The 18,720-nt window shown below is 64.6% G+C and carries 19 protein-coding genes and 1 pseudogene; 10 read left to right on the forward strand and 10 right to left on the reverse strand.

Going from position 1 to position 18,720, the window contains the following annotated elements:
• Nucleotides 1-17 precede the first annotated feature (17 nt).
• Genes KY379_RS13130 through KY379_RS13160 form a run of 7 tightly spaced genes read left to right on the forward strand, consistent with a single transcriptional unit; the run spans nucleotide 18 to nucleotide 6,444 of the window.
• Complete coding sequence (locus KY379_RS13130) at nucleotides 18-1,262, forward strand: type II and III secretion system protein family protein (protein WP_261238896.1); 1,245 nt, start codon at nucleotides 18-20, stop codon at nucleotides 1,260-1,262.
• Nucleotides 1,259-2,449, forward strand: a complete 1,191-nt coding sequence (locus KY379_RS13135; protein ID WP_196172006.1) for a pilus assembly protein — start codon at nucleotides 1,259-1,261, stop codon at nucleotides 2,447-2,449. Before KY379_RS13130 ends, KY379_RS13135 begins: the two co-directional genes overlap by 4 nt.
• On the forward strand, nucleotides 2,446-3,702 hold the full coding sequence (locus tag KY379_RS13140) for a CpaF family protein (RefSeq protein WP_133324483.1): 1,257 nt from the start codon (nucleotides 2,446-2,448) through the stop codon (nucleotides 3,700-3,702). The genes KY379_RS13135 and KY379_RS13140 overlap by 4 nt, the downstream gene beginning before the upstream one ends.
• Complete coding sequence (locus tag KY379_RS13145; RefSeq protein WP_261238898.1) at nucleotides 3,699-4,580, forward strand: type II secretion system F family protein; 882 nt, start codon at nucleotides 3,699-3,701, stop codon at nucleotides 4,578-4,580. Before KY379_RS13140 ends, KY379_RS13145 begins: the two co-directional genes overlap by 4 nt.
• A gap of 1 nt (nucleotide 4,581) precedes the next feature.
• A complete protein-coding gene (locus KY379_RS13150; RefSeq protein WP_196172008.1) occupies nucleotides 4,582-5,463 on the forward strand; it encodes a type II secretion system F family protein in 882 nt (293 codons plus the stop codon).
• 14 nt (nucleotides 5,464-5,477) lie between these two features.
• Nucleotides 5,478-6,191, forward strand: a complete 714-nt coding sequence (locus KY379_RS13155; protein WP_261238901.1) for a tetratricopeptide repeat protein — start codon at nucleotides 5,478-5,480, stop codon at nucleotides 6,189-6,191.
• Nucleotides 6,184-6,444 (forward strand): DUF3613 domain-containing protein, encoded by a 261-nt coding sequence (locus tag KY379_RS13160; RefSeq protein ID WP_261238903.1) that lies wholly within the window; start codon nucleotides 6,184-6,186, stop codon nucleotides 6,442-6,444. The genes KY379_RS13155 and KY379_RS13160 overlap by 8 nt, the downstream gene beginning before the upstream one ends.
• Here KY379_RS13160 and KY379_RS13165 read toward each other — a convergent pair.
• Both KY379_RS13165 and KY379_RS13170 read right to left on the reverse strand, forming a co-directional pair.
• Nucleotides 6,441-7,205, reverse strand: a pseudogene (locus KY379_RS13165) (response regulator). The gene KY379_RS13160 and the pseudogene KY379_RS13165 sit on opposite strands and share 4 nt — an antisense overlap.
• A 213-nt stretch (nucleotides 7,206-7,418) precedes the next feature.
• On the reverse strand, nucleotides 7,419-7,538 hold the full coding sequence (locus tag KY379_RS13170) for a transposase (RefSeq protein WP_261238905.1): 120 nt from the start codon (nucleotides 7,536-7,538) through the stop codon (nucleotides 7,419-7,421).
• Nucleotides 7,539-7,644: 106 nt separating this feature from the next.
• On the opposite strand from KY379_RS13170, the gene KY379_RS13175 reads away from it, so the two are divergent.
• Nucleotides 7,645-8,631, forward strand: coding sequence for an RNA-guided endonuclease InsQ/TnpB family protein (locus KY379_RS13175; protein ID WP_261238907.1), 987 nt, complete (start codon nucleotides 7,645-7,647; stop codon nucleotides 8,629-8,631).
• Between the two features lie 77 nt (nucleotides 8,632-8,708).
• Here the strand turns inward: KY379_RS13175 and KY379_RS13180 are convergent, their stop codons facing one another.
• Nucleotides 8,709-9,179 carry a prepilin peptidase gene (locus KY379_RS13180; RefSeq protein ID WP_261241995.1) on the reverse strand — a complete coding sequence of 157 codons (471 nt, stop codon included), beginning with the start codon at nucleotides 9,177-9,179 and terminating at the stop codon, nucleotides 8,709-8,711.
• A gap of 75 nt (nucleotides 9,180-9,254) precedes the next feature.
• On the opposite strand from KY379_RS13180, the gene KY379_RS13185 reads away from it, so the two are divergent.
• Together KY379_RS13185 and KY379_RS13190 are read left to right on the forward strand one after the other, a co-directional pair.
• Entirely contained in the window at nucleotides 9,255-9,695 is a 441-nt protein-coding gene (locus tag KY379_RS13185) for a TadE/TadG family type IV pilus assembly protein (protein WP_133324471.1), read from the forward strand.
• Nucleotides 9,692-12,310, forward strand: a complete 2,619-nt coding sequence (locus KY379_RS13190; RefSeq protein ID WP_409977270.1) for an ATP-binding protein — start codon at nucleotides 9,692-9,694, stop codon at nucleotides 12,308-12,310. The genes KY379_RS13185 and KY379_RS13190 overlap by 4 nt, the downstream gene beginning before the upstream one ends.
• Here the strand turns inward: KY379_RS13190 and KY379_RS13195 are convergent.
• The 7 genes from KY379_RS13195 to KY379_RS13225 form a co-directional block, all read right to left on the reverse strand.
• The gene (locus KY379_RS13195) at nucleotides 12,307-14,037 is read right to left on the reverse strand and encodes a TadG family pilus assembly protein (RefSeq protein WP_261241990.1); all 1,731 of its coding nucleotides are present in this window, start codon (nucleotides 14,035-14,037) and stop codon (nucleotides 12,307-12,309) included. The genes KY379_RS13190 and KY379_RS13195 overlap by 4 nt on opposite strands.
• A gap of 124 nt (nucleotides 14,038-14,161) precedes the next feature.
• The gene (locus tag KY379_RS13200; protein ID WP_133324467.1) at nucleotides 14,162-14,731 is read right to left on the reverse strand and encodes a DUF4136 domain-containing protein; all 570 of its coding nucleotides are present in this window, start codon (nucleotides 14,729-14,731) and stop codon (nucleotides 14,162-14,164) included.
• A 19-nt stretch (nucleotides 14,732-14,750) separates the two neighbouring features.
• The gene (locus KY379_RS13205; RefSeq protein WP_261241989.1) at nucleotides 14,751-15,374 is read right to left on the reverse strand and encodes a DUF4136 domain-containing protein; all 624 of its coding nucleotides are present in this window, start codon (nucleotides 15,372-15,374) and stop codon (nucleotides 14,751-14,753) included.
• A gap of 19 nt (nucleotides 15,375-15,393) precedes the next feature.
• Nucleotides 15,394-16,143, reverse strand: a complete 750-nt coding sequence (locus tag KY379_RS13210; protein WP_261241988.1) for a methyltransferase domain-containing protein — start codon at nucleotides 16,141-16,143, stop codon at nucleotides 15,394-15,396.
• Complete coding sequence (locus KY379_RS13215) at nucleotides 16,140-16,445, reverse strand: MazG-like family protein (protein ID WP_133324461.1); 306 nt, start codon at nucleotides 16,443-16,445, stop codon at nucleotides 16,140-16,142. The genes KY379_RS13210 and KY379_RS13215 overlap by 4 nt, the downstream gene beginning before the upstream one ends.
• A 55-nt stretch (nucleotides 16,446-16,500) precedes the next feature.
• Complete coding sequence (locus tag KY379_RS13220; RefSeq protein WP_261241986.1) at nucleotides 16,501-17,352, reverse strand: MaoC family dehydratase; 852 nt, start codon at nucleotides 17,350-17,352, stop codon at nucleotides 16,501-16,503.
• A 2-nt stretch (nucleotides 17,353-17,354) separates the two neighbouring features.
• On the reverse strand, nucleotides 17,355-18,707 hold the full coding sequence (locus tag KY379_RS13225) for a 3-oxoacyl-ACP reductase (protein ID WP_261241985.1): 1,353 nt from the start codon (nucleotides 18,705-18,707) through the stop codon (nucleotides 17,355-17,357).
• Nucleotides 18,708-18,720 lie beyond the last annotated feature (13 nt).

An 18,720-nucleotide genomic window follows, 5' to 3' on the forward strand; every position in this document is an offset into this window, starting at 1 on the left:
CGAGCAAGGATGCCGCCATGCGCAGTTTCGTACGTGATGCCGTGCGAATGTTCACCGTTATCGGCGTGGCCGCGCTGGCACCGGTTAGCCAGGCCGCCGATCCGGCGTGCGCGGCGGTCGGTCGCTTGCCAACGGTGATCGAGATCGATCAGGGGCAACAGGAGGAGCTGCGCCTGCCGCTGGCGATCCAGCGGGTGGCGGTCGGTGAGCCCAGGGTCGCCGACGTGCAGGCCAGTGGCGATCGGGCGGTGTTGCTGACCGGCGTGGCGCCGGGCAACACCAGCTTGATGCTGTGGACTCCCTGCGCAGCCGGCCCCCATCGCGCCATGCTGTTCGTCAAAGGTCAAGCCAGCGTCGACATGGCGCCAGGGGCGCAGTTGCCATCGCAGGACATCCAGTTACCCAGCCAGGTGCAGGCCGATATCCGCTTCGTCGAGGTGCGCCGCAACAAGTACAAAGAGGCGGGAGCGAGGTTGTTCTTCAAAGGTTCGAACAACAGCCTGATCGGCTCGCCCGGGACGGTGCCGGGCACGACCGTCAGCCCAGGCTCGGTGCCCAACGCCACCCCGGCCATTCCTCTCGACGACGGGGTCTTCAACATCGTCTGGGGCGGTGGCAGCAGCCGCTTCCTGGCCGCGATCAATGCGCTGGAGAACAGCGGTTTTGCCTACACCCTGGCACGCCCCAGCCTCACCGTGCTCAGTGGCCTGACCGCGAGCTTCCTGGCCGGCGGTGAGATACCGATCCCAGTACCCAGCGCCGGCAGTGACAACGTCTCCATCGAGTACAAGGAATTCGGCGTACGCCTGGCCCTCACGCCGACGGTGGTCAGCCGCGATCGCATCACCCTCAAGGTGGCACCGGAGGTCAGTGAGCTGGACTACAACAATGCCGTCAACATCGCCGGCACCCTCGTGCCTGGCCTCAGCGTGCGTCGCACCGACACCAGCATCTCGCTGGCCGATGGCGAGAGCTTCATCATTAGCGGTCTGGTCAGCAGCAATACCCGCTCCTCGGTCGACAAGCTGCCTGGCCTGGGGAATCTGCCGGTGCTGGGAGCCTTCTTCCGCCAGTCATCACTGGTGCGTGAGGAAACCGAATTGTTGATGATCGTCACCCCACACCTGGTCCAGCCGCTGGCGGCCAATGCCCGGTTGCCGCAACTGCCCGGCGAGAACCTGCGTACCTACGACCCCAGCTGGGGTCAGTTGTTTTTCCTGGAGAACGGCAACTTCGATGGCCGTGGTGGGTTGTCACGATGAACGAGAGTCTCAACCAGACATACCTGGCCATCACCCGTAACGAGGACGACCTGCACTGGCTGCAAGGCGCCCTGGCGCCGCTGGGACAGGTCATCGGCGCGAGTGGTGGCAGCCTCGACGAGCTGCTGGCGCTGGTCGATGTCACCTTCGCCAGTCTGGTGTTCATCGGTCTGGATCGTGAGCAACTGGTCAACCAGTGCGCGCTGATCGAAGGCGTGCTGGAAGCCAAGCCGATGCTGGCGATCGTCGCCTTGGGCGATGGCATGGACAACCAACTGGTGCTGCATGCCATGCGTGCCGGTGCACGGGATTTCGTCGCCTACGGCTCGCGTGCCAGCGAGGTGGCCGGCCTGGTGCGGCGCCTGGGCAAGCGTTTGCCACCGGCTGCGAGCAATCCCAAGGTGGGCGGACTGAGCGTGTTGTACAGCGCCCAGCGCGGCACCGACGGTGCGCTGCTGACTTCGCACCTTGCCCAAGTGGTGCAGGACAGTGGCCAGCAGACGCTTCTGCTCGATCTTGGCCTGCCCAGCGGTGACAGCCTGGCCTTGCTCGGCCTGGAGGCATCGTTCAACTTCGGCGATGCCCTGCGCCACCTGCGCCGCCTCGATGCGACCCTGATCGACAGTGCCTTCACCCGCGCGCCCGGAGGGTTGCGTATTCTCGGCTATGCACCGGGCGACGATACGCTGAAGGCGACCAGTCCGGCCGAGTTGTACATGCTGCTAAGCGCACTGCGCCAACATTTTCAGCACATCGTCGTCAACCTCACCGGCCAAGCCGACAGCGAGGCCTTGCGCACCATCATCAGCCACTGCGACAAGCTGATGCTCTGTACCGACCAGAACATCCTCGACTGCCGACGCAACCTCGACGTACTCGAACAGTGGCGCGACCGCGGCATCAAGCTCGAGCATGCCAGCCTGCTGGTAGATCGTTACCTGCGCCAGGTGGCGCCGGATGCCGATGCCTTGGCCAAGCGTTATGGCTTGCCGCTGCTCAAGGTGCTGCCGTATTGCCCGGAAGTGCGCCTCAATGCCAAGAACCAGGGCCTGAGCCTGTTCGACCTGGCCCCGCGAGAAAGCCTCAGCCAGTCTCTGCGGGCCTTGGGCGAGCGACTGGCCCGGCGTTCCGAAGCCCTTGCGCCGCCGCCGCTGAACTGGCTGCGCAGGTTGTGGGGCAGCCGATGAGCAACGACCGACCCTTCGGCGGCCAACGCCACCAGGCGAGCGATCCCCAGGCACTCAAGCGCGCCTTGCACCGATGCGTGATCGACGCCATCGAGGACAGCGGCCGCAACCTGCTGGAAGGTGCGCGTCCGGCGCTGAGCCAGTTTGTCCTGGAACAGGTGGCCGACTATGTCGCGCGCCTGCGCCTGGCCCTGTCGCGTTACGAGATGGAGCGCCTGGCCGAGGAACTGGTGGACGAACTGACCGGCTATGGTCCGTTGGAAGTGCTGTTGCGCGACCCCAGCGTGACCGAGATCCTGGTCAATGGGCCTTTCCGGGTGTTCGTCGAGCGGGCAGGGCTGTTGCAGCAGACCGATCTGCGTTTCATCGACGCCCACCATGTGGAGCGCGTGATGCAGCGCATCCTCGCGCCATTGGGGCGACGCCTGGACGAGTCGTCGCCGATGGTCGATGCCCGTATGCCTGACGGCAGCCGGGTCAATGCGATCATTCCGCCGGTGGCGCTGGACGGGCCCTGCCTGTCGATTCGCAAGTTCCGCCAGGACATGCTCAAGAGTGCCGATCTGCTCGCGACCCGGGCCATCGACCAGGCGCTGTTCGATTTTCTCGAACGTGCCGTGGGCAGGCGCTGCAACATCCTGGTCAGCGGCGGGACCGGCACCGGCAAGACTACCTTGCTGAACATCCTCAGCCAGATGATCGCCCCCCACGAGCGCCTGGTGACCATCGAGGATGTGGCCGAGCTGCAGTTGCACCATCCCCATGTGGTGCGTCTGGAAACCCGTCCTCCGAATGTCGAGGGCCATGGCGAGATCAAGGCCAGCGAGCTCATCCGCAACGCCTTGCGCATGCGCCCCGACCGGATCCTGCTGGGCGAAATCCGCGGGCCGGAGGTGCTCGATGTGCTGACTGCGATGAACACCGGGCATGATGGCTCGATGAGCACCGTGCACGCCAACACCGCCATGGACGCGCTGCTGCGCCTGGAGACGTTGGTGGGCTTGAGTGGGCGCCAGATTGCCGAGAAGACCTTACGACAGATGGTGTGTGCAGCGCTCGACGTGGTCATCCAGCTGACTCGTCTGGCCGATGGCCGTCGCGTCGTCAGCGAGGTGCTGGAAGTGGTGGGCCTGCGTGACGACGTCTACGTGACCAATACTCTGTTCCGTTTCGACCGGCGTGGCGGCGACGGTTTCGTGCGCGAGGCACCCAACCCCGCCGGGATAAAACTGCGTCACGAAGGCTTGCTGTGATGGGGCCGCTGCTGCTGTCGCTGTCGGTGCTGCTCTTGGGCTGCGCCTTGCTGCTGTTGCGCCTGGGTTTGCACAAGCGTGGGGAGGAGCGTGTGCTGCAACGCCGGGGCCGCGCACTCGAGGCATTGCGCACCCCCGCGACGCGTCAGCGCTGGCTCGACGCCAGGCTGCAACGCGCCGGCCTCGATCCGGCGGGGGTACGTCTGCGTCCGTGGGCGCTGGGCTGGCTCGGGGGTGTGGCGCTGGGATTGTTGCTGGGTAGCTGGTGGGTGGCGTTGCTCCTGTCGCTGGGGATTCCACTGGCTGCGCAGGCCTATCTGACCTGGCGGTATCGACGGCGCATGCGGCGCATCATCGAGCAGCTTCCGGGACTACTGGATTACAGCGTGCGCAGCCTGAAGGCCGGGCGCACCTTGACCGACGCCGTCCTCGGAGGCCTGGAGAACACCCGTGAGCCGCTGCGTGCGGCAATGCAGCGGGTCCAGCGCAACGTGCAACTGGGTGTGCCGCTGGAAGACGCTCTGAGCGAACTGGCGGAGCTCTATGGACAGGACGAACTGCGCGTATTCGCCCTGGGCCTGCGTATCAACCAGCGCTATGGCGGCAACGCCAGCGAGCTGATGGAAAACCTGATCAAGCTGATCCGTGAACGTGAGCAGGGGGGACGTCAGTTGCGGGCGATGACCGGTGAGACGCGGGTCACGGCATGGATCCTCGGAGCCCTGCCGTTGCTGATGGTGGGGTATTTCCTGCTGGGTAACCCTGGCTACCTGCTGGCGATGTGGCAAGACCAACAGGGACAGTGGCTGCTGGGCTTTGCCTTCGCCTTCCAGGCCCTGGGTTGCCTGGTGCTCTGGCGCATGATGAGGAGTCTCTGAAATGGCCTTGCTGGTCAGCGCCGTTTGCCTGTTCGCGGGGTTTCTCCTGTTGGCGGCGCAGGCCATGCGCCAAGCACGCGCGCGGCTGCGGGTGAGCCGTCGCCTGCAGGGCCGGTTGGCCCCTGACGAGCGTTTGGGCGAATGGTTGCATCGGCTGGGCAGCAGCCGCTTGGGACGCAGCCTGCAGAGCCTGGACGGTGAAACCCAGACATTGCTCGCTCGCCTGGGTTGGCGTCGCAGCCGCCAGCGGGCACTGTTCGCCGCCGTGCAGTTGGGCTTGCCGCTGTTGACTGGCGGGCTGGTGCTGTTACTGCTGCCGGGAGTGCCAGGCGAAGGTTCCGGGTGGGTTGCAGTATTGTGCGCGATGGGCCTGGGCTACCTGTTGCCCAAACGCTTGCTGGCCGTGGCGGCGGCGCGGCGTCAGCAACGCATTGCCGAAGAGGTGAGCCTGCTGATCCCGTTGTTGCGCATTCTTTTCGAGACCGGGCTTGCGGTGGAGCAGGCCCTGCGAGTCCTGGCTGAGGAGGGACGCTCGCTGCTGCCGCACGTCAGCGCCGAACTGCGCTTGGTACTGCAGCGGGTGGACTCGGGCCTGGCTCTTGGGCCGGAGCTGGAAAAGTCTGCGAAGCAACTGGCGGTGGATGAGTTGACCGACACCTGCGCGATCCTCCAGCAATTGTTGGTCCAGGGTAGCGGTGCGCTGAAGTCGTTGCTGGCCCTGAAACAGCTGTTGGACGACCGGCGTCTGACGCGACTGCAGGAGCGTGTGTCGAAGATGTCGGCAAAAATGTCGGCGGTGATGATGGTGTTTCTGTTTCCAGCCTTGCTCATCGTGCTGGCCGGGCCGGGTTTTTCCGCGATGGCGCGGGCTTTGGGTTCTTGAAGGGGAGAGGGGCGATGAGAGGGATTCTGTTGTTCACCGGGCTGTTGCTGCTGGCCGGTTGTGCCGGCCAGCAGCCGGGCCTGGGCGGTTTGTGGGCGGGCGGACAGTGCGCCAAGCCCGACGCGGACCAGCAACTGGCGTTGAACCTGGCCGACGAGATGCTCAATCAGGGACGGCCACATGCCAGCCTGGCCCATCTCGAGCAAATGCCCAATCGCTTGGAATCGGTGCGTTTGCGCAAGGCCCGGGTGTTGCGCCTGCTTGGCCGCAGCGAGGCCGAACCGCTCTATCGCAGCCTGCTGGGCGGCTGTCTGGCGGCCGAGGGCGAGCATGGCCTTGGCCAACTGGCGTCGGCCCGGGGCGATGATCAGCAGGCGCTGCAGAACCTGCAGCGTGCAGTGCGCCTGGCGCCGACCGATGCCAACGTGCGCAATGATCTGGGGGTGGTGCTGATGAACCTGGGGCAGCACGAGCAGGCCCGTTTCGAGTTTCTGACGGCCTTGGAGCTCCAGGACGATAACGCCTTGCCGGCGGTGAACCTGGTGACTCTGTCGCTGCTTCAGGACAACTGGTCCCAGGCCAGTGACCTGGTGAACCGCCTGCACCTCAAGCCCGAACAGTTCGCCGAGGCCCAGGCGCGGGCCCAAAAGCTGCGTAGCCTGGGGCGCGCAGCGATGCCGGTGAGTGGCACCGAGAGCCACGCCAAAGGAGGAGATCAGGATGCTTAGGCCCTTGATGCTGATGATGTGCCTGGCCGCCCCGGCCATTGCCCTGGCCGACGATGCGCCGCGCCAGACCGGGAGTGAGGAAAGCGCCACCGAGACCCTGCTGCGCATACAGGCCAGCAACCAACAGGCCTCGCCGACGGTGCAGGTGCAGACGGCGCGGGAGCGCGAGCAGTCCATGCAACGCTGGCTGGACAGCTACAAGTACGCGATCCCGGATTTCTACCGCTGGGAAAAGGTCAGCTCATCGAACTAGTGGGTGGTGAAACGCTGGTGCACCGGTGACGAACTGGGGGTCAGGGCCAGCGCCAGTTGCGTGCGGTTGTGCATGTGGGTAAGGCGCAGAACCTGCGACACGTAGAGCTTGACGGTGTTCTCAGTGATGCCCAGTTCGCAGGCGATCTGGTAGTTGGTCTTGCCCTTGCTGACCAGCCGGGCCACTTCGAGTTGGCGTGGCGAGAGTTTCTCGAAGGCCGGAGGTAGCTCGCTCTCGGTCTCCTCGACATCGCCGGCGCGACGGTGCATACCTTGGCCACGTGCCTTTTCCAGGTCCTGGTAGAGGTCGTCGATGGACTCGGCCAGCTCCTGCAGGCGCTAGTTGAGGCTTCCCAGGTCCTGAAAGCTGCTGCGCCGCTCGAGCAGGATCTGCTCCTGGCGGCGCACGCCTTCGAGCAGGGCTTCGAGATCCATGGGTTTCTGGTAGTAGTCGGAGAACCCTTCGCGCAAGGCGCGAATCACATCCTGTTTGTCGGCGCGGCTGGTGAGCATGATGGCCTCGAACATGCGCTGCCCTTTGGCAATGTCCTTGAGCGCACGCATCAGCTCGATTCCATCGCGTTCGGGCATGTGCAGATCGCACACCACCAGGCCAATCGCCTCATCGTCGACATAGCGCTCGATGGCCTGATCGGTGGAGTGGGCGGCTACGCACGGGTGCCCGTGGTTTTCGAGGAATTCGCATAATTGTTCGACGATCAGCGGCTGATCATCGACGACGAGGACCTTGACGTCACTCATTGGCTTGTTCACGTTCAACTCCCTGTTCTCGTGGCCAGGCCGACTGTAGCTCCCACGCTTGACAGGTCGGCAGCTAGAACATAGTCGCACTTGGCGATTATGTACAAGGTTTGTACAAGGCATCCGACCACAGGGTCGCTCATTGGTTGTATCCGCGAGATACCCCGTACTTTAGTGCGGGGAGGGATAGCGAGGCGTGCGAACTGCGCGCCCTTACGCCGGTCTGTCTTGCTGCTCGATGTAGCGCCGAACCCCGTCCAATGGCGCACCGCCTACGCTGCCGGCGAAATACGACGCCGACCATAACGCATTCCCCTGCCAGGCTGGTTGCATCAATTCCGGGAAATAACACGCAACGGATCCTCCACCAGACCAACCTTGAGAAAACTATGGTAAACGCGCTATTTTGCTGAACAATATGGATAAAGGCCAATCCAGAATGAAAACCACCAAAACCCTCCAGTTGCGCATCAAGGACAGGCATACGCCCGTTCTGCGCGCGTGGGCGCGGTCGGTTAACACTGTCTGGAATTACCTGAACGAATTGAGCTATCGCAACATCCGTGACCATGGGCGATTCTTGACCGGCTTTGATTTTCAGCCGTACACCAAAGGCTCCGGCAAGTTGCTCGGCTTGCATAGCGGCACCGTGCAGGAATTGCAGGAACAATACGCCGTCAAGCGTAATGCGGCTAAGCGTGCGCGGCTGGCCTGGCGCAAGTCGGGCGGCGCTCGCCGGTCGTTGGGTTGGATTCCTTTCAAGGGCGCTCAATGCGCACCGGTCTGGAAAAATGGGCAACTCTACTTTAACGGGCATTACTTCGGCATATGGGACAGCTACGGCCTTGGGCAATTCAAGTTTCGCGCCGGTAGCTTTAGCGAAGATGCCCGTGGCCGTTGGTACTTCAACGTGTGTGTTGAGGTCGAACGTACTTGCCCAGCCGGGCAGGATGAAATCGGTATCGACCTTGGGTTGAAAACCACGGCCACCTGTAGCGATGGCAGCGCCCTCGAGGCTGGGCGGTTCTACCGCGACCTTGAAGGCAAGTTGGCCATTGCCCAGCGTGCCGGCAAGAAAACCCGCGCGCGAGCCATCCACGCCAAGATCGCCAACCGTCGCAAGGATGCACTTCACAAATTCAGCACCGCGCTTGTGCAGCGGTGCGGGCTGATCGTTGTTGGCAACGTCAAGCCCAAAGCGTTGGCTAAGACCCAAATGGCCAAGTCGGTGCACGACGCCGGTTGGGGCATGTTGAAAACGATGCTGTCTTACAAGTGCGATAGCGCAGGCATCGTTTTTCGTGAAGTCAACGAAGCGTACACCACCCAAGCCTGTTCGCATTGCGGCGTACTCCCGCCCAGTAGTCCGAAAGGTAGGACCGGCCTTGGAATAAGAGAATGGTGTCACTCACGACCGCGACATTAACGCGGCGAGGAACATTCTCGCGGTCGGGCATGGCCGTCTACCTGTAGGAATCCCCGTCCTTTAGGGCGGGGAGGATGTCAATGGATCCATACAGCGGTCAATAGAAAGCCGGCCAGCACATAGGGCGCAAACGGTTGCTTGTCGTCCATTTGCTCGGCCAGTGCCTGCAGGCGCTTCTTGACTTTGGGGTTGAGCAAGGTCCACAGGCGCCTGCGGGCGATCATCCACAACAGCACGGTGATGCCTGCGCCGATGAACGTACCAAGCACGTACTGATGGCTGGTAGCCAGGGCCAGCGCCCCCAGCAGCTTGACGTCGCCGGCACCGAAGCGCCCAAGCATGTAGCCTGGGAGGGTAAGCAGCATGACGATGGCCAGCGCCCAGCCCGCGTCGCTGGCGTCGGCGCCGATCCAGCTGTGGCCGGTACTGAACAACCAGACCAGTGCACAGGCGGCCACGCCCAGTGTCAGCAGGTTGGAAATCTGGCGTTCACGGATATCTTGTTCAGTGCACAAGGCAAGCCACATCAGGAGAACAATGCTTTGCATTGGCCAATTGCCATCCCTATTCGTTGAACGGATCTATGCTGTCACTCAGGTTTCATTGTCAGGGTAGACGCGAACATGCGAACCAGCTTGGCGGGAGGGCAAAAAGGCGCGGCAGCCATCGAGTTTGTCGCTGTATTCGTGGTGTTCTTCGCCGTTTTCCACGGCCTTGTCAGCTATGCACTGCCGATGCTCGTGCTGCAGTCCTTCAATCAGGCCAGCAGCGAAGCGGTGCGCCGCTGCGTAGCTTTGGACCCTGCCAGCGCCAACTATGCCGGTGACGTCCAGACCCTGGCGCGCCAGGTCATCGACCAGCAATTGGCATGGATGCCGAGCAGCCTGGGCTTCCAGTCCGCCAGCGACGTCCAGGTGAGCGTGGTGGACAAGCTGCTGACGGTGAGCATTCGCTATCCCAGCGAACGCCTGAGCCGGGTCATGCCGGTGTTCAAGTTGCCATTGATCGGCGACGTCCCGCGCCTGCCCGAAGCCTTGCAAGCAGAAGCGAGTCTTCAGCTGTGACGGGGCTGCTCGATCGCTGGCGGGGTGCTGCACAACCTGCCACGCCAATGCCGATGGCCGTGGGCCTGCAGGCGTGGCTCGACGACGAGGGGACGGTGCAGCGCCTGGGCGGTCCGCTGCGCACGGCGCTCGCCATGCCCAACAGCGGTGCTCGACCGCTGCGCGACTACCTCGAACGCAACAGCTGGCTGGTGATAGAAGGCCTTCCCGGCGATTGGCAGGGCCAGCCCCTCGACCTGGATTGGCACGCCGCCGGGGGCAACACCCTGCATACCCGCGGTTGGCTGATGCGCCAAGGCGAAGCGTGGTTGCTGCAAGTGTTCGACATCGGCGACTTGCTGCGCGAACGCCACCATGACAGCCGCCAGCAATGGCAAATGCGACTTGGCCAGGCGTTGCGCGACTGCGACGAGCAACGCCTGGCGCAAGTGACCGCGCTGCAACTGCAGGATCTGGCCCGGCACTGGCGGGCATCGGCGCTGCACCTGATGCTCGTCGACGAAGCGGGCTGGCGTTGCTATGCCACCAGCGATGCCGACTGGCCCTGGCCGCGGGATGAACGATTGCAATCCTGGTTGACCGGCTTGCCCGGACAGCCAGTTCTCGATGCCGGCGTGCATCCTGATCTGCAGGCACTGTGCGGCGGCGTTGCGTTGTGCCTGCTGCCACTGCGCCAAGGGGCTGTCTGCCAGGCCTGGCTACTCTGTGCCGGCGCCGAATCGTTGCCTGAGGTCGATGAGGCCGTGGCCTTGCTGAACGCGTTGGCCGAGCCGTTGCTGAGCCGGCTGCGCCTGGGCCAGTTGCGCCAGCAACAGCGCCACCTGCAGGCATTGCAGCGGCAACTGGGCGCTGGCGGCTGGGCGTGGTCGCAGCAAGGGCACATGGAGCTGGACGAGCAGTTGGCCAACACGTTGGGCCTACCTGCCCAGCCGAGTGTCGCGCAGTGGCTGGCGCATCTGCACCCCGCCGACCGCGAGGCGGCGCAACTGGCCTTGGAGCAGGTGCGTGAAGGCCACGGGCTGAGCCTGACGTTGCGCTCGCTCGACGACGATGCGCCAGGCCAGGTGCGCTGGTATCACTGGAGCGGGCAATGGCAAGGGCAGCGCCTGGGGGGCTTCGCTCTCGACATCAGTGCGCTCAAGGCCCAGGAACTGCAAGCCGACGCGGCGAAAGCGCGCCTGGAGAACCTCATCGCCAGCTCGCCTGCGGTGATCTACATCCAGCGCTATGCCGAGGGCGCCCTGCACAGTGAGTTCTATAGTGCCAGCCTGATGCCCCTGCTGGGCTGGAAGGCGGACAGCGAGCTGGCCCGCCAGCCTGGCCTGGCGGTGCATCCGGACGATCGTGAGCTGTGGTTGCAGCGTACCCAGGCCCTGTTGCGTCAAGGTCAGGTGCGCAGTCGCTACCGTCTGCGCGATGTCCACGGCGGTTATCACTGGGTGCTCGACGAGGCGCGCCTGCTGTATGACGATCTAGGCCTGCCACAGGAGGTGGTGGGACTGTGGCTGGATGTCAGCGAAGCGACCGAGGCGGCCGAGCGCGTACGCCAGAGTGAGGAGCGCTACCGTGTGCTGGTCGAGGATTCGCCAGCGATGATCTGTCGTTACCGCCCCGATCTGACACTGCTGTTCGCCAATCAGCCCCTGGCCGAGCAATTGCAGGACAGCCCGGCGCAACTGCTCGGTCAGAACCTCGGCCAATGGTTGTCGGCCAGCGAGCGGGCTGCCTTCGTGCAGCGCCTGCAGTCGCTGACTCTCGACCAGCCGTTGAGCAGCGCCGAGGTTTGTCTGCAGTTGCCGGGACGCGAGCACGCGTGGTGGGTATGGGCCGAACGGGGGTTGTTCGACGAACAAGGCCAGTTGCTCGAAATCCAGGCGGTAGGCCGGGACAACACCGAGGTGCGGCGTAGTCAGCGGCAGCTGTTGCAAAGCGCCAAGATGGCCAGCCTCGGCGAACTGGCCACTGGTCTGGTGCACGAAATCAGCCAGCCGCTGAGCGTGATGCGTCTGGCTCTGGCCAACGCCTTCACGCGGCTGCAGAACGGTACCGCCGACCTGGTCTACCTGGGTGAGAAACTGCAGCGTATCGACAGCCAGATCGAGCGGGCTTCGCGTCTGGTCGACCATCTGCGGGTATATGGCCGGCGTACGGAGGTCGAGCCACAACGCTTCGCTGCCTGGACAGCGGTCGAGGGCGCGGTCGGGTTGCTCGAGGAAGGACTGCGCGGCAAGGGGGTGGCCCTGCGTCTCTGTGCGCCGACGTCGCAGGCATACGTGTCCGGTCAGCAGGACCAGCTTGAACAGGTGCTGATCAACCTGATGGTCAATGCCCGGGACGCCTTGCTCGAGCGTGGCATCGCCAAGCCGTGGATCGAGGTCAGCCAGGTCATTGACGAGGAAGGGCTGTGCTTGCAGGTCGAAGACAATGCCGGCGGTATCGACCCGCTGTTGCACGCGCGGGTCTTCGAGCCGTTCTTCACCACCAAGCCGGCAGGGGTGGGCACCGGCCTGGGTCTTTCGGTCAGCCATGGCATCGTGGCGGCCATGGGCGGCAGCCTCGACGTCGGTAACGGTGAGGCGGGTGCCTGTTTCCAGGTGCGCTTGCCGCGGGCCTAGATCAACAGTTGCGGTCGGCCACTGTGGCAGCTCAGGTTGGCCTCCACAGTCACTTGGTTGAGATCGATGCCGAGCAGCGCCAGCAGATTGTTGAGCAGCGGGTCCAGTAATGAGCCCAGCAAGCCGCCGATCAAACCGGTGACCAGATCGAGCAGCAGGCTCACCAGCGGAATGCGGGGCGTCAATTCGAGCCCGGCCAGGGTTTTGCCGAGGCTGGCGACGATGTCCTGGGTGTTCATGGTGCGACTGGCTGGCGGGGTCTGATCGAGCTCTGGGGGTTTGAGAAAGTCGTAGGTCTCGCTGTGGGCGAAGACCGGTGAGTTAGCGCCCAGGCCGATGTCGATGCCCAGGACCCTCAGCAGCACCAGTGGCGCAGCATTCGCCGGATTCTGGGAGGAAAAGAACGAGCCACTGTCGATCGTACCGATCATCAGCTTCACTGCGGCGGCGTCGTTGTCGACGCGCAGCCGCTTGCTGGCCGGCGAGCTGCAATCGTAGTCGATCACGTGGCTGCTGGCGCTGGCCACCTCCAGACCGACGTCGAGACTCGGGTTGGGCAGCACCTGAATGATACCCAGGTTCAGACCGCCCAACAGCGGCCCGAGGTCGACCTTGAGCAACAACCGGGTCTGGGCGGTACGCACATAGATCTGCCCAGCCGCCTGGGGCGCGTTGGGCAGGGCTAGGGCAGGATCGCCGATGGCCGAGAACTGCGGCGGCTCGATGATCTTCACCTGGGTGCTGACATTGGCCAGCCCCAGCACACTGATCGGCAGGGTCACCTCGGCGGCGTGCTGGCTGTTGGCGAGCTGAATCATCCCCTGAACCAGTTGCAGCACCTGCAGGCTGGCATCGAGGCCGGCCTGGGTGGTGCCGTTCTGGATGTTGAGCAGGTCGCCGAGGACGATACCGCCGGCGTTCTGCGCCGCCAGGCTGAGGTCGAGCAGCCCGCTGAGGTCGACGAGGGCGTTGTCCTGCTTCGCCACCTCGGCCATCACGGCGAGCACGTCACCCAGTTTCACGGTCTGTTGCAGCAACTCGGTGTAATCGCCGGCACTGATCTTGGCCTGCACGGCCAAGGCATCGAGAAATCGCAGCAGGTTGAGGTTGGCGTCGAGCAGGCCTTGCCATTGCGCTACGCCCAGTTGCAACTGGGTACCGAGCAGGGCGCCGAGCAATGCATTGAGCTGATTGCTTTTGGCCGTGTCGATGACCGCCAGACTGCTGCGAATATTCAGCCTGGCCAGCGCCGGGCCGCTGCGACCGGCTGTGGCCTGGGCCTGCAAGTGCGTCAGAGTGGACGCCGAGGTGCCGCTGAGCAGCGACCAGGCGCCGGTGACGACGCTGCTGGCGACGTCATGCCCGACAGTGACACGGATCGCCTCGTTCTTGCTGGCGTCGGGGGCGAACGTCCTTACGCCGCTGGCTCCGCTCGTGACGCTGCCGCACTCGGCCAACAGTGAACGGCCGGTCTCGCTGGGGTGGCCGTTGCGGGTCGCCGCTCTGCGCGCCGTGGCCAGGGCGCTGCTGGACGGGCCCAGGCAATCGGCACCGGCATTGACCGCCTCGAGCGCCGCCATGTCGGCGATACGCTGCAGTTTGCGCTGCTCCAGGTACAGGCGGCCACTGTCGACGACCAGGAGCATCATCAACAACGCCAAGCCCAGGGTCAACGCGGCCATCAGGCCGATCGCACCGCGTTGGCGTTTGGGGGATCGAAAGACCACGGGCACTCCTTTGCCGGCCAGCGCAGGTCAGGCATGGCGACGGTTCCAGGAGTGTAGTCAGGGTGATGGCTAATTGCCTTGTCGTGAGCAGGGCGAGCGCGAACGCCCTCGCCCGGACACGCGGTTACTTGGCTCTACCAGGTGGATAGTTGTCCATGACCTTGGCCACTGTATTGCGGATGGCGCTGTTGCGCTCCTCGGGGCTGGGTGGGTAGTTGTTCATGATCTGCTCGGCGCTGGCGCGCCATACCAGCTTGCCGTCGCGGGTGTCGAACAGGTCGACCTGGATGGTCGCGACCTTGTAGTCGACACTGCGGGTTTCGTTGTACATCGGCCCGCCCCAGTAACCATTCCAGTAACCGCCCCAAGCGCCGCCGTAGTTGGTGGTGATCTGTTGCTGGCGTTGCTCGACGATCAGGTAGGCCTGCACGCTCAGGTCAGGCCGGGCATTGCCCTGGACCGGTCGCAGGCCGCGCTGGTCGAGTTGGTCTGCGACCGCCTGGCGGATGCGCTGTTCGGTCAGGTCGCTCTTGATGCGTGGATCGTCCGGTCGGTATTGCAACGCAGGTTCCTGCCATGCCCAGCTGCGGTAGGCGGCGAAATCGCGGCTGGCGTCGTAGTCCTGCTGCACATTGCTACTCGAGCAGGCGGCGAGTATCGACGCGAACGTCATGAGTACGAGACGACGCAACATGATGGATCTCCGTTGAACGTTAGCTGGGAGGATAGCCGCTGAGTGCCTTGTGCACCGAGTCGCGCAGAGCGGCTTCACGTTCGCGTGGCGAGTCCTTGTCGCTGCCGCTCTCGGCGCTGGCACTCCATACCGGCTGGCCATTTCGAGCATCGAACAGGTCGATGCGCACCACCATCACTTGCACCTCATAGGTACGCACGATCGGCACGCTGCCATAGGCGCCGTAACCGTTGCGGTAGCCGCCGAAACCGACGCCCCCGTAGGGATACGGGCCGTAGTAGTCATAGTCACGCACTTGGCGCAGACGCCGCTCCAGGCGGATATCGGCGCTCACCAGCAGGTCGGCCTTGGCATCTCTCGCCGGACGCAGGCCTTGTTGGTCCAGGGCGTTGCTGATCGCCTCGGCCACTTGGGCCGGATCGGCGGCAGCGGTGCCGCGCGGCAACTGGCCGTTGCGCCAGCTCCAGCTGCGATACCGCCCATAGTCACGAGCCGGCGCCGGATAGGCGCTGGCATCGAAGGTGCTGGCGGCGCCGGACGGGGCCGGTGGCAGGGGGTTGCTGCTGGCGACGTAAGGGTTGCTGCCCTGGCAGGCAGCCAGGGCGAAAGGCAACAGGGCCAGGTACAGCGGACGGTACGGCATGGTTCCTCCTGGCAGGCGCTCAGCGCGGACGGCAGATCCAGTGCAGGTAGCGACCGAGCCCAGCGAAACTGGGGTGTCGGCGGTGGGCCAGTTCCATTTCCAGCAGATCGAGCAGTTCGACCTTGGCCTGGAATTCCTTGGGCATGTAGTCGTGGAACACTCTCACGCCACTCTCGCTTTCGACCTCCCACAAGGATTCAAGTTGCGCCTTGAGCTCACGCGGATCAAGTGGTTTTTGCGGGGTTAGGCTCTGCTTCTCGCCCTCCAGCCGATTGCTGCGCAACTTGCGGAAGTGGCCCTTGAGCAGGTTGCGATAGACCAGCGCATCGCGGTTGTAGAATGCCAGCGACAGCCAGCCGTCTGGCGCCGTCAGCTGTCGCAGCACCGGCAGGATGCTCGCCGGTTCGGCCAGCCATTCCAGCACCGCGTGGCACAGCACCAGGTCGAACGGCTCGCTCAATTGGCCCAACAGGTCCTGCCAGGGGGCCTGGATGAACGTGGCCCGCTGGCCGGCTTCGGCAAAACGCGCGCGGGCACCTTCGAGCATCGGTGCGGCCGGTTCAGCCAGGGTCAGCTGGTGGCCGCGTTCGGCCAGCCACAGGGACATGTGACCGAGTCCGGCACCGACATCGAGAATGCGCAAAGGACGATCGGGGAGGGCCTCGGCAAGGTCGGCTTGGAGCACGGCGAGACGGATCGCGCCCTTGGCGCCGCCGTAGATCTTCTCGGCAAATCGTGTGGCCAGCTCATCGAAATGGCGGTCGTTCATCGGGCGAAGCGCCTTTCGCTGTCGGCCAGCTTGGCCCGGACCACCTGATCCATGTCCAGCCCCAGTTCACTGCACAGCAGCAACAGGTAGAGGATGACGTCGCCGACTTCCTGGCCGGCGTGGGCAAGTTTCTCGGGCGGCAATTGGCGGGATTCGTCCTCGCTCAGCCACTGGAAGATTTCGACCAGCTCGGCCATTTCGACGCTGGCGGCCATGGCCAGGTTCTTCGGACTGTGGAAGCGGCGCCAGTCATTGTTGTCGCGGATCTGGTGCAGACGCTGGGTGAGTTCTTGCAGGTTCATCGGGGCTCTCCTAATGCCGTATAGCTTCGGTGCAGGCCCGGTGCAAAGCAAGAGGCTATAACCGCTCCCATCGCCCGACCATATGCAGCAGGTCTGCATGGCCATCGAGGCGCAATAGCCCGCTGGGCCCAGCCGGGCTGGCGCTGAGCCGCACTTCCGAGGGCAAGCGCACCGGCTTGCGGAAATCCACCTCGAAGGCATAGCCGCTGTTGGGCAGATGCGTGCGCAAGGCAGCCATGGCCATCGCCTGGGTCCACATACCGTGGGCGATGGCCGTGGGGAAGCCGAACAGCCGGGCGCTGACCGCGCTCAGATGAATCGGGTTGTAGTCGCCGCAGACCCTGGCATAACGCCGACCGATATCGCTGTCGGCGTACCAGCGGGTGGCTTCGGGCAGCGGTTCAGCGGGCTCCTCGTCGGCCTCGCCGGCAAGGCCGTCGAGGTGCAGCCCGCGGACCAGCATGCGGCTGGTCTCGCGCCAGAGCAGCCCCAGGCCGTCCTCGGCTTCGCTGATCAGGTCGAAGGTGCCACCCTTGGCGTGTGGTTGCAGGTTGTCGGCATGAACGGCGAACCGCAGGCCATCAATGCCACCCAGTGGCCGCAGCACCTCGATGCGGTTGTGCAGGTGCACCAGCCCCAGCAGGGGGAAGGGAAAGTCCTTGGCGGTCAGCAATTGCAATTGCAGGGGGAAGGCCATGATGTGTGGATAGGTGGGCGGCAGGCGACCGTCGTCGGTGAAATGGCAGAGCTTGCGGTATTCCGCCAGGTTGTTCGGTTGCACACGAGCCCAGCAGCGCAGTCCGCTGGCTGGGAGGCTGTCGCCGCTGATGGAGCGCTTGCTGGCCGCACGCAGGTAGAGGCTGGCGCGCGAATCAGGGTGCTGCAGGTCGTGCCATGGTCGATTCATCTTCAGGCCCCCATCAGTGCCTGGCCGCAGACCCGCAGGACCTGGCCGTTGACCGCGCCGGAGCCTGGCTGGCTAAGCCAGGCGATCGCTTCGGCGACATCTTGCGGGCGCCCGCCCTGGCCCAATGAACTCAGGCGTCGTCCGGCTTCGCGCAGACCCATCGGCATGGCGGCGGTCATGTGGGTTTCGATGAACCCCGGGGCCACGGCATTGATACTGCCCCCGCGTTCGGCCAGCGTGGCGGCCCAGGCTTCGGCGAGGCCGATCAGTCCGGCCTTGCTCGCCGCATAGTTGGCCTGGCCACGGTTGCCAGCGATGCCGCTGACCGATGCCAGCAGGGTCACCCGGGCATCGGTGCCGAGCGTACCGGCTTCGAACAGTGCTCGGGTCAGTAGCTGAGGGGCTTTAAGGTTGACCGCCAGCACGGCGTCCCAGTACTCCGGGGTCATGTTGGCCAGGGTCTTGTCGCGGGTGATGCCCGCGTTATGCACGACGATGTCGATGCCATCGGGCAGTGCCTCGATCAGTTGCGTCGCTGCGTCGCTCGAACAGATGTCCAGGGCCAGGGCTCTGCCGCCGAGGCGTTCGGCGAGCGCCTCGAGGTCGTTGCGCGCCTGTGGCACATCCAGCAGCGTCACCTCGGCGCCGTCGCGCACCAGGGTTTCGGCGATGGCGGCGCCGATGCCGCGGGCCGCCCCGGTGACCAGCGCCCGGCGCCCGGCCAATGGCCGGGTCCAGTCCTCGACCTGTTGCGCACAGGCCTGCAGGCGCAGCACCTGGCCTGAGATGAAGGCGCTCTTGGGCGACAGGAAGAAGCGTAGGGCGCCTTCGAGCTGGTCTTGCGCAGCTTCGTCGACGTACAGCAGCTGGGCGGTAGCGCCATTGCGCAACTCCTTTGCCAATGAACGGCTGAAGCCTTCGAGGGCGCGCTGGGCGACGCGGGCCAGCGGGTCGCTGAGGCGCTCAGGGGCGCGACCGAGGATCACCACATGCGCGCAGGCGGCGAGGCTGCGCAGCAATGGCTGGAAAAACTCGCGCAACTGCCGCAGCGCATCGCTGTCGGAGAGATGACTGGCATCGAATACCAGGGCCTTGATCTTCGGTCCCATGCCGGCGACCCAGGCGGGGGATTGCAAGCTGTCGCCGTTGAAGCTGTAGCATTCGTCGGTCAGCCGGGCAGCGATGGCCTCGACCGCTGCGGCCAGCGGCCCGCCGCCAATCACCAGCGCGCCTTCCACCGGCCGCAGGCGCCCGGCCTGCCAGCGTTCCAGCGGCGCCGGGCGGGGTAGGCCAAGTGCGTCGACCAAGCGCCGGCCGAGGTTGGAATTGGCAAAGCCGAGATAGCGGTCGCTCATGTGCGGTTCTCCC

The organism is Pseudomonas sp. HD6422 (genome assembly GCF_025377065.1).
GTDB classification, from domain to species: domain Bacteria; phylum Pseudomonadota; class Gammaproteobacteria; order Pseudomonadales; family Pseudomonadaceae; genus Aquipseudomonas; species Aquipseudomonas putida_U.

Coding starts and splice junctions, on each gene's coding strand:
- KY379_RS13130 (WP_261238896.1), top strand. CDS start 18: ATGCGCAGTTTCGTACGTGATGCCGTGCGAATGTTCACCGTTATCGGC.
- KY379_RS13135 (WP_196172006.1), top strand. CDS start 1,259: ATGAACGAGAGTCTCAACCAGACATACCTGGCCATCACCCGTAACGAG.
- KY379_RS13140 (WP_133324483.1), top strand. CDS start 2,446: ATGAGCAACGACCGACCCTTCGGCGGCCAACGCCACCAGGCGAGCGAT.
- KY379_RS13150 (WP_196172008.1), top strand. CDS start 4,582: ATGGCCTTGCTGGTCAGCGCCGTTTGCCTGTTCGCGGGGTTTCTCCTG.
- KY379_RS13155 (WP_261238901.1), top strand. CDS start 5,478: ATGAGAGGGATTCTGTTGTTCACCGGGCTGTTGCTGCTGGCCGGTTGT.
- KY379_RS13160 (WP_261238903.1), top strand. CDS start 6,184: ATGCTTAGGCCCTTGATGCTGATGATGTGCCTGGCCGCCCCGGCCATT.
- KY379_RS13170 (WP_261238905.1), bottom strand. CDS start 7,538: ATGCAACCAGCCTGGCAGGGGAATGCGTTATGGTCGGCGTCGTATTTC.
- KY379_RS13175 (WP_261238907.1), top strand. CDS start 7,645: ATGAAAACCACCAAAACCCTCCAGTTGCGCATCAAGGACAGGCATACG.
- KY379_RS13180 (WP_261241995.1), bottom strand. CDS start 9,179: ATGCAAAGCATTGTTCTCCTGATGTGGCTTGCCTTGTGCACTGAACAA.
- KY379_RS13185 (WP_133324471.1), top strand. CDS start 9,255: ATGCGAACCAGCTTGGCGGGAGGGCAAAAAGGCGCGGCAGCCATCGAG.
- KY379_RS13200 (WP_133324467.1), bottom strand. CDS start 14,731: ATGTTGCGTCGTCTCGTACTCATGACGTTCGCGTCGATACTCGCCGCC.
- KY379_RS13205 (WP_261241989.1), bottom strand. CDS start 15,374: ATGCCGTACCGTCCGCTGTACCTGGCCCTGTTGCCTTTCGCCCTGGCT.
- KY379_RS13210 (WP_261241988.1), bottom strand. CDS start 16,143: ATGAACGACCGCCATTTCGATGAGCTGGCCACACGATTTGCCGAGAAG.
- KY379_RS13215 (WP_133324461.1), bottom strand. CDS start 16,445: ATGAACCTGCAAGAACTCACCCAGCGTCTGCACCAGATCCGCGACAAC.
- KY379_RS13220 (WP_261241986.1), bottom strand. CDS start 17,352: ATGAATCGACCATGGCACGACCTGCAGCACCCTGATTCGCGCGCCAGC.
- KY379_RS13225 (WP_261241985.1), bottom strand. CDS start 18,707: ATGAGCGACCGCTATCTCGGCTTTGCCAATTCCAACCTCGGCCGGCGC.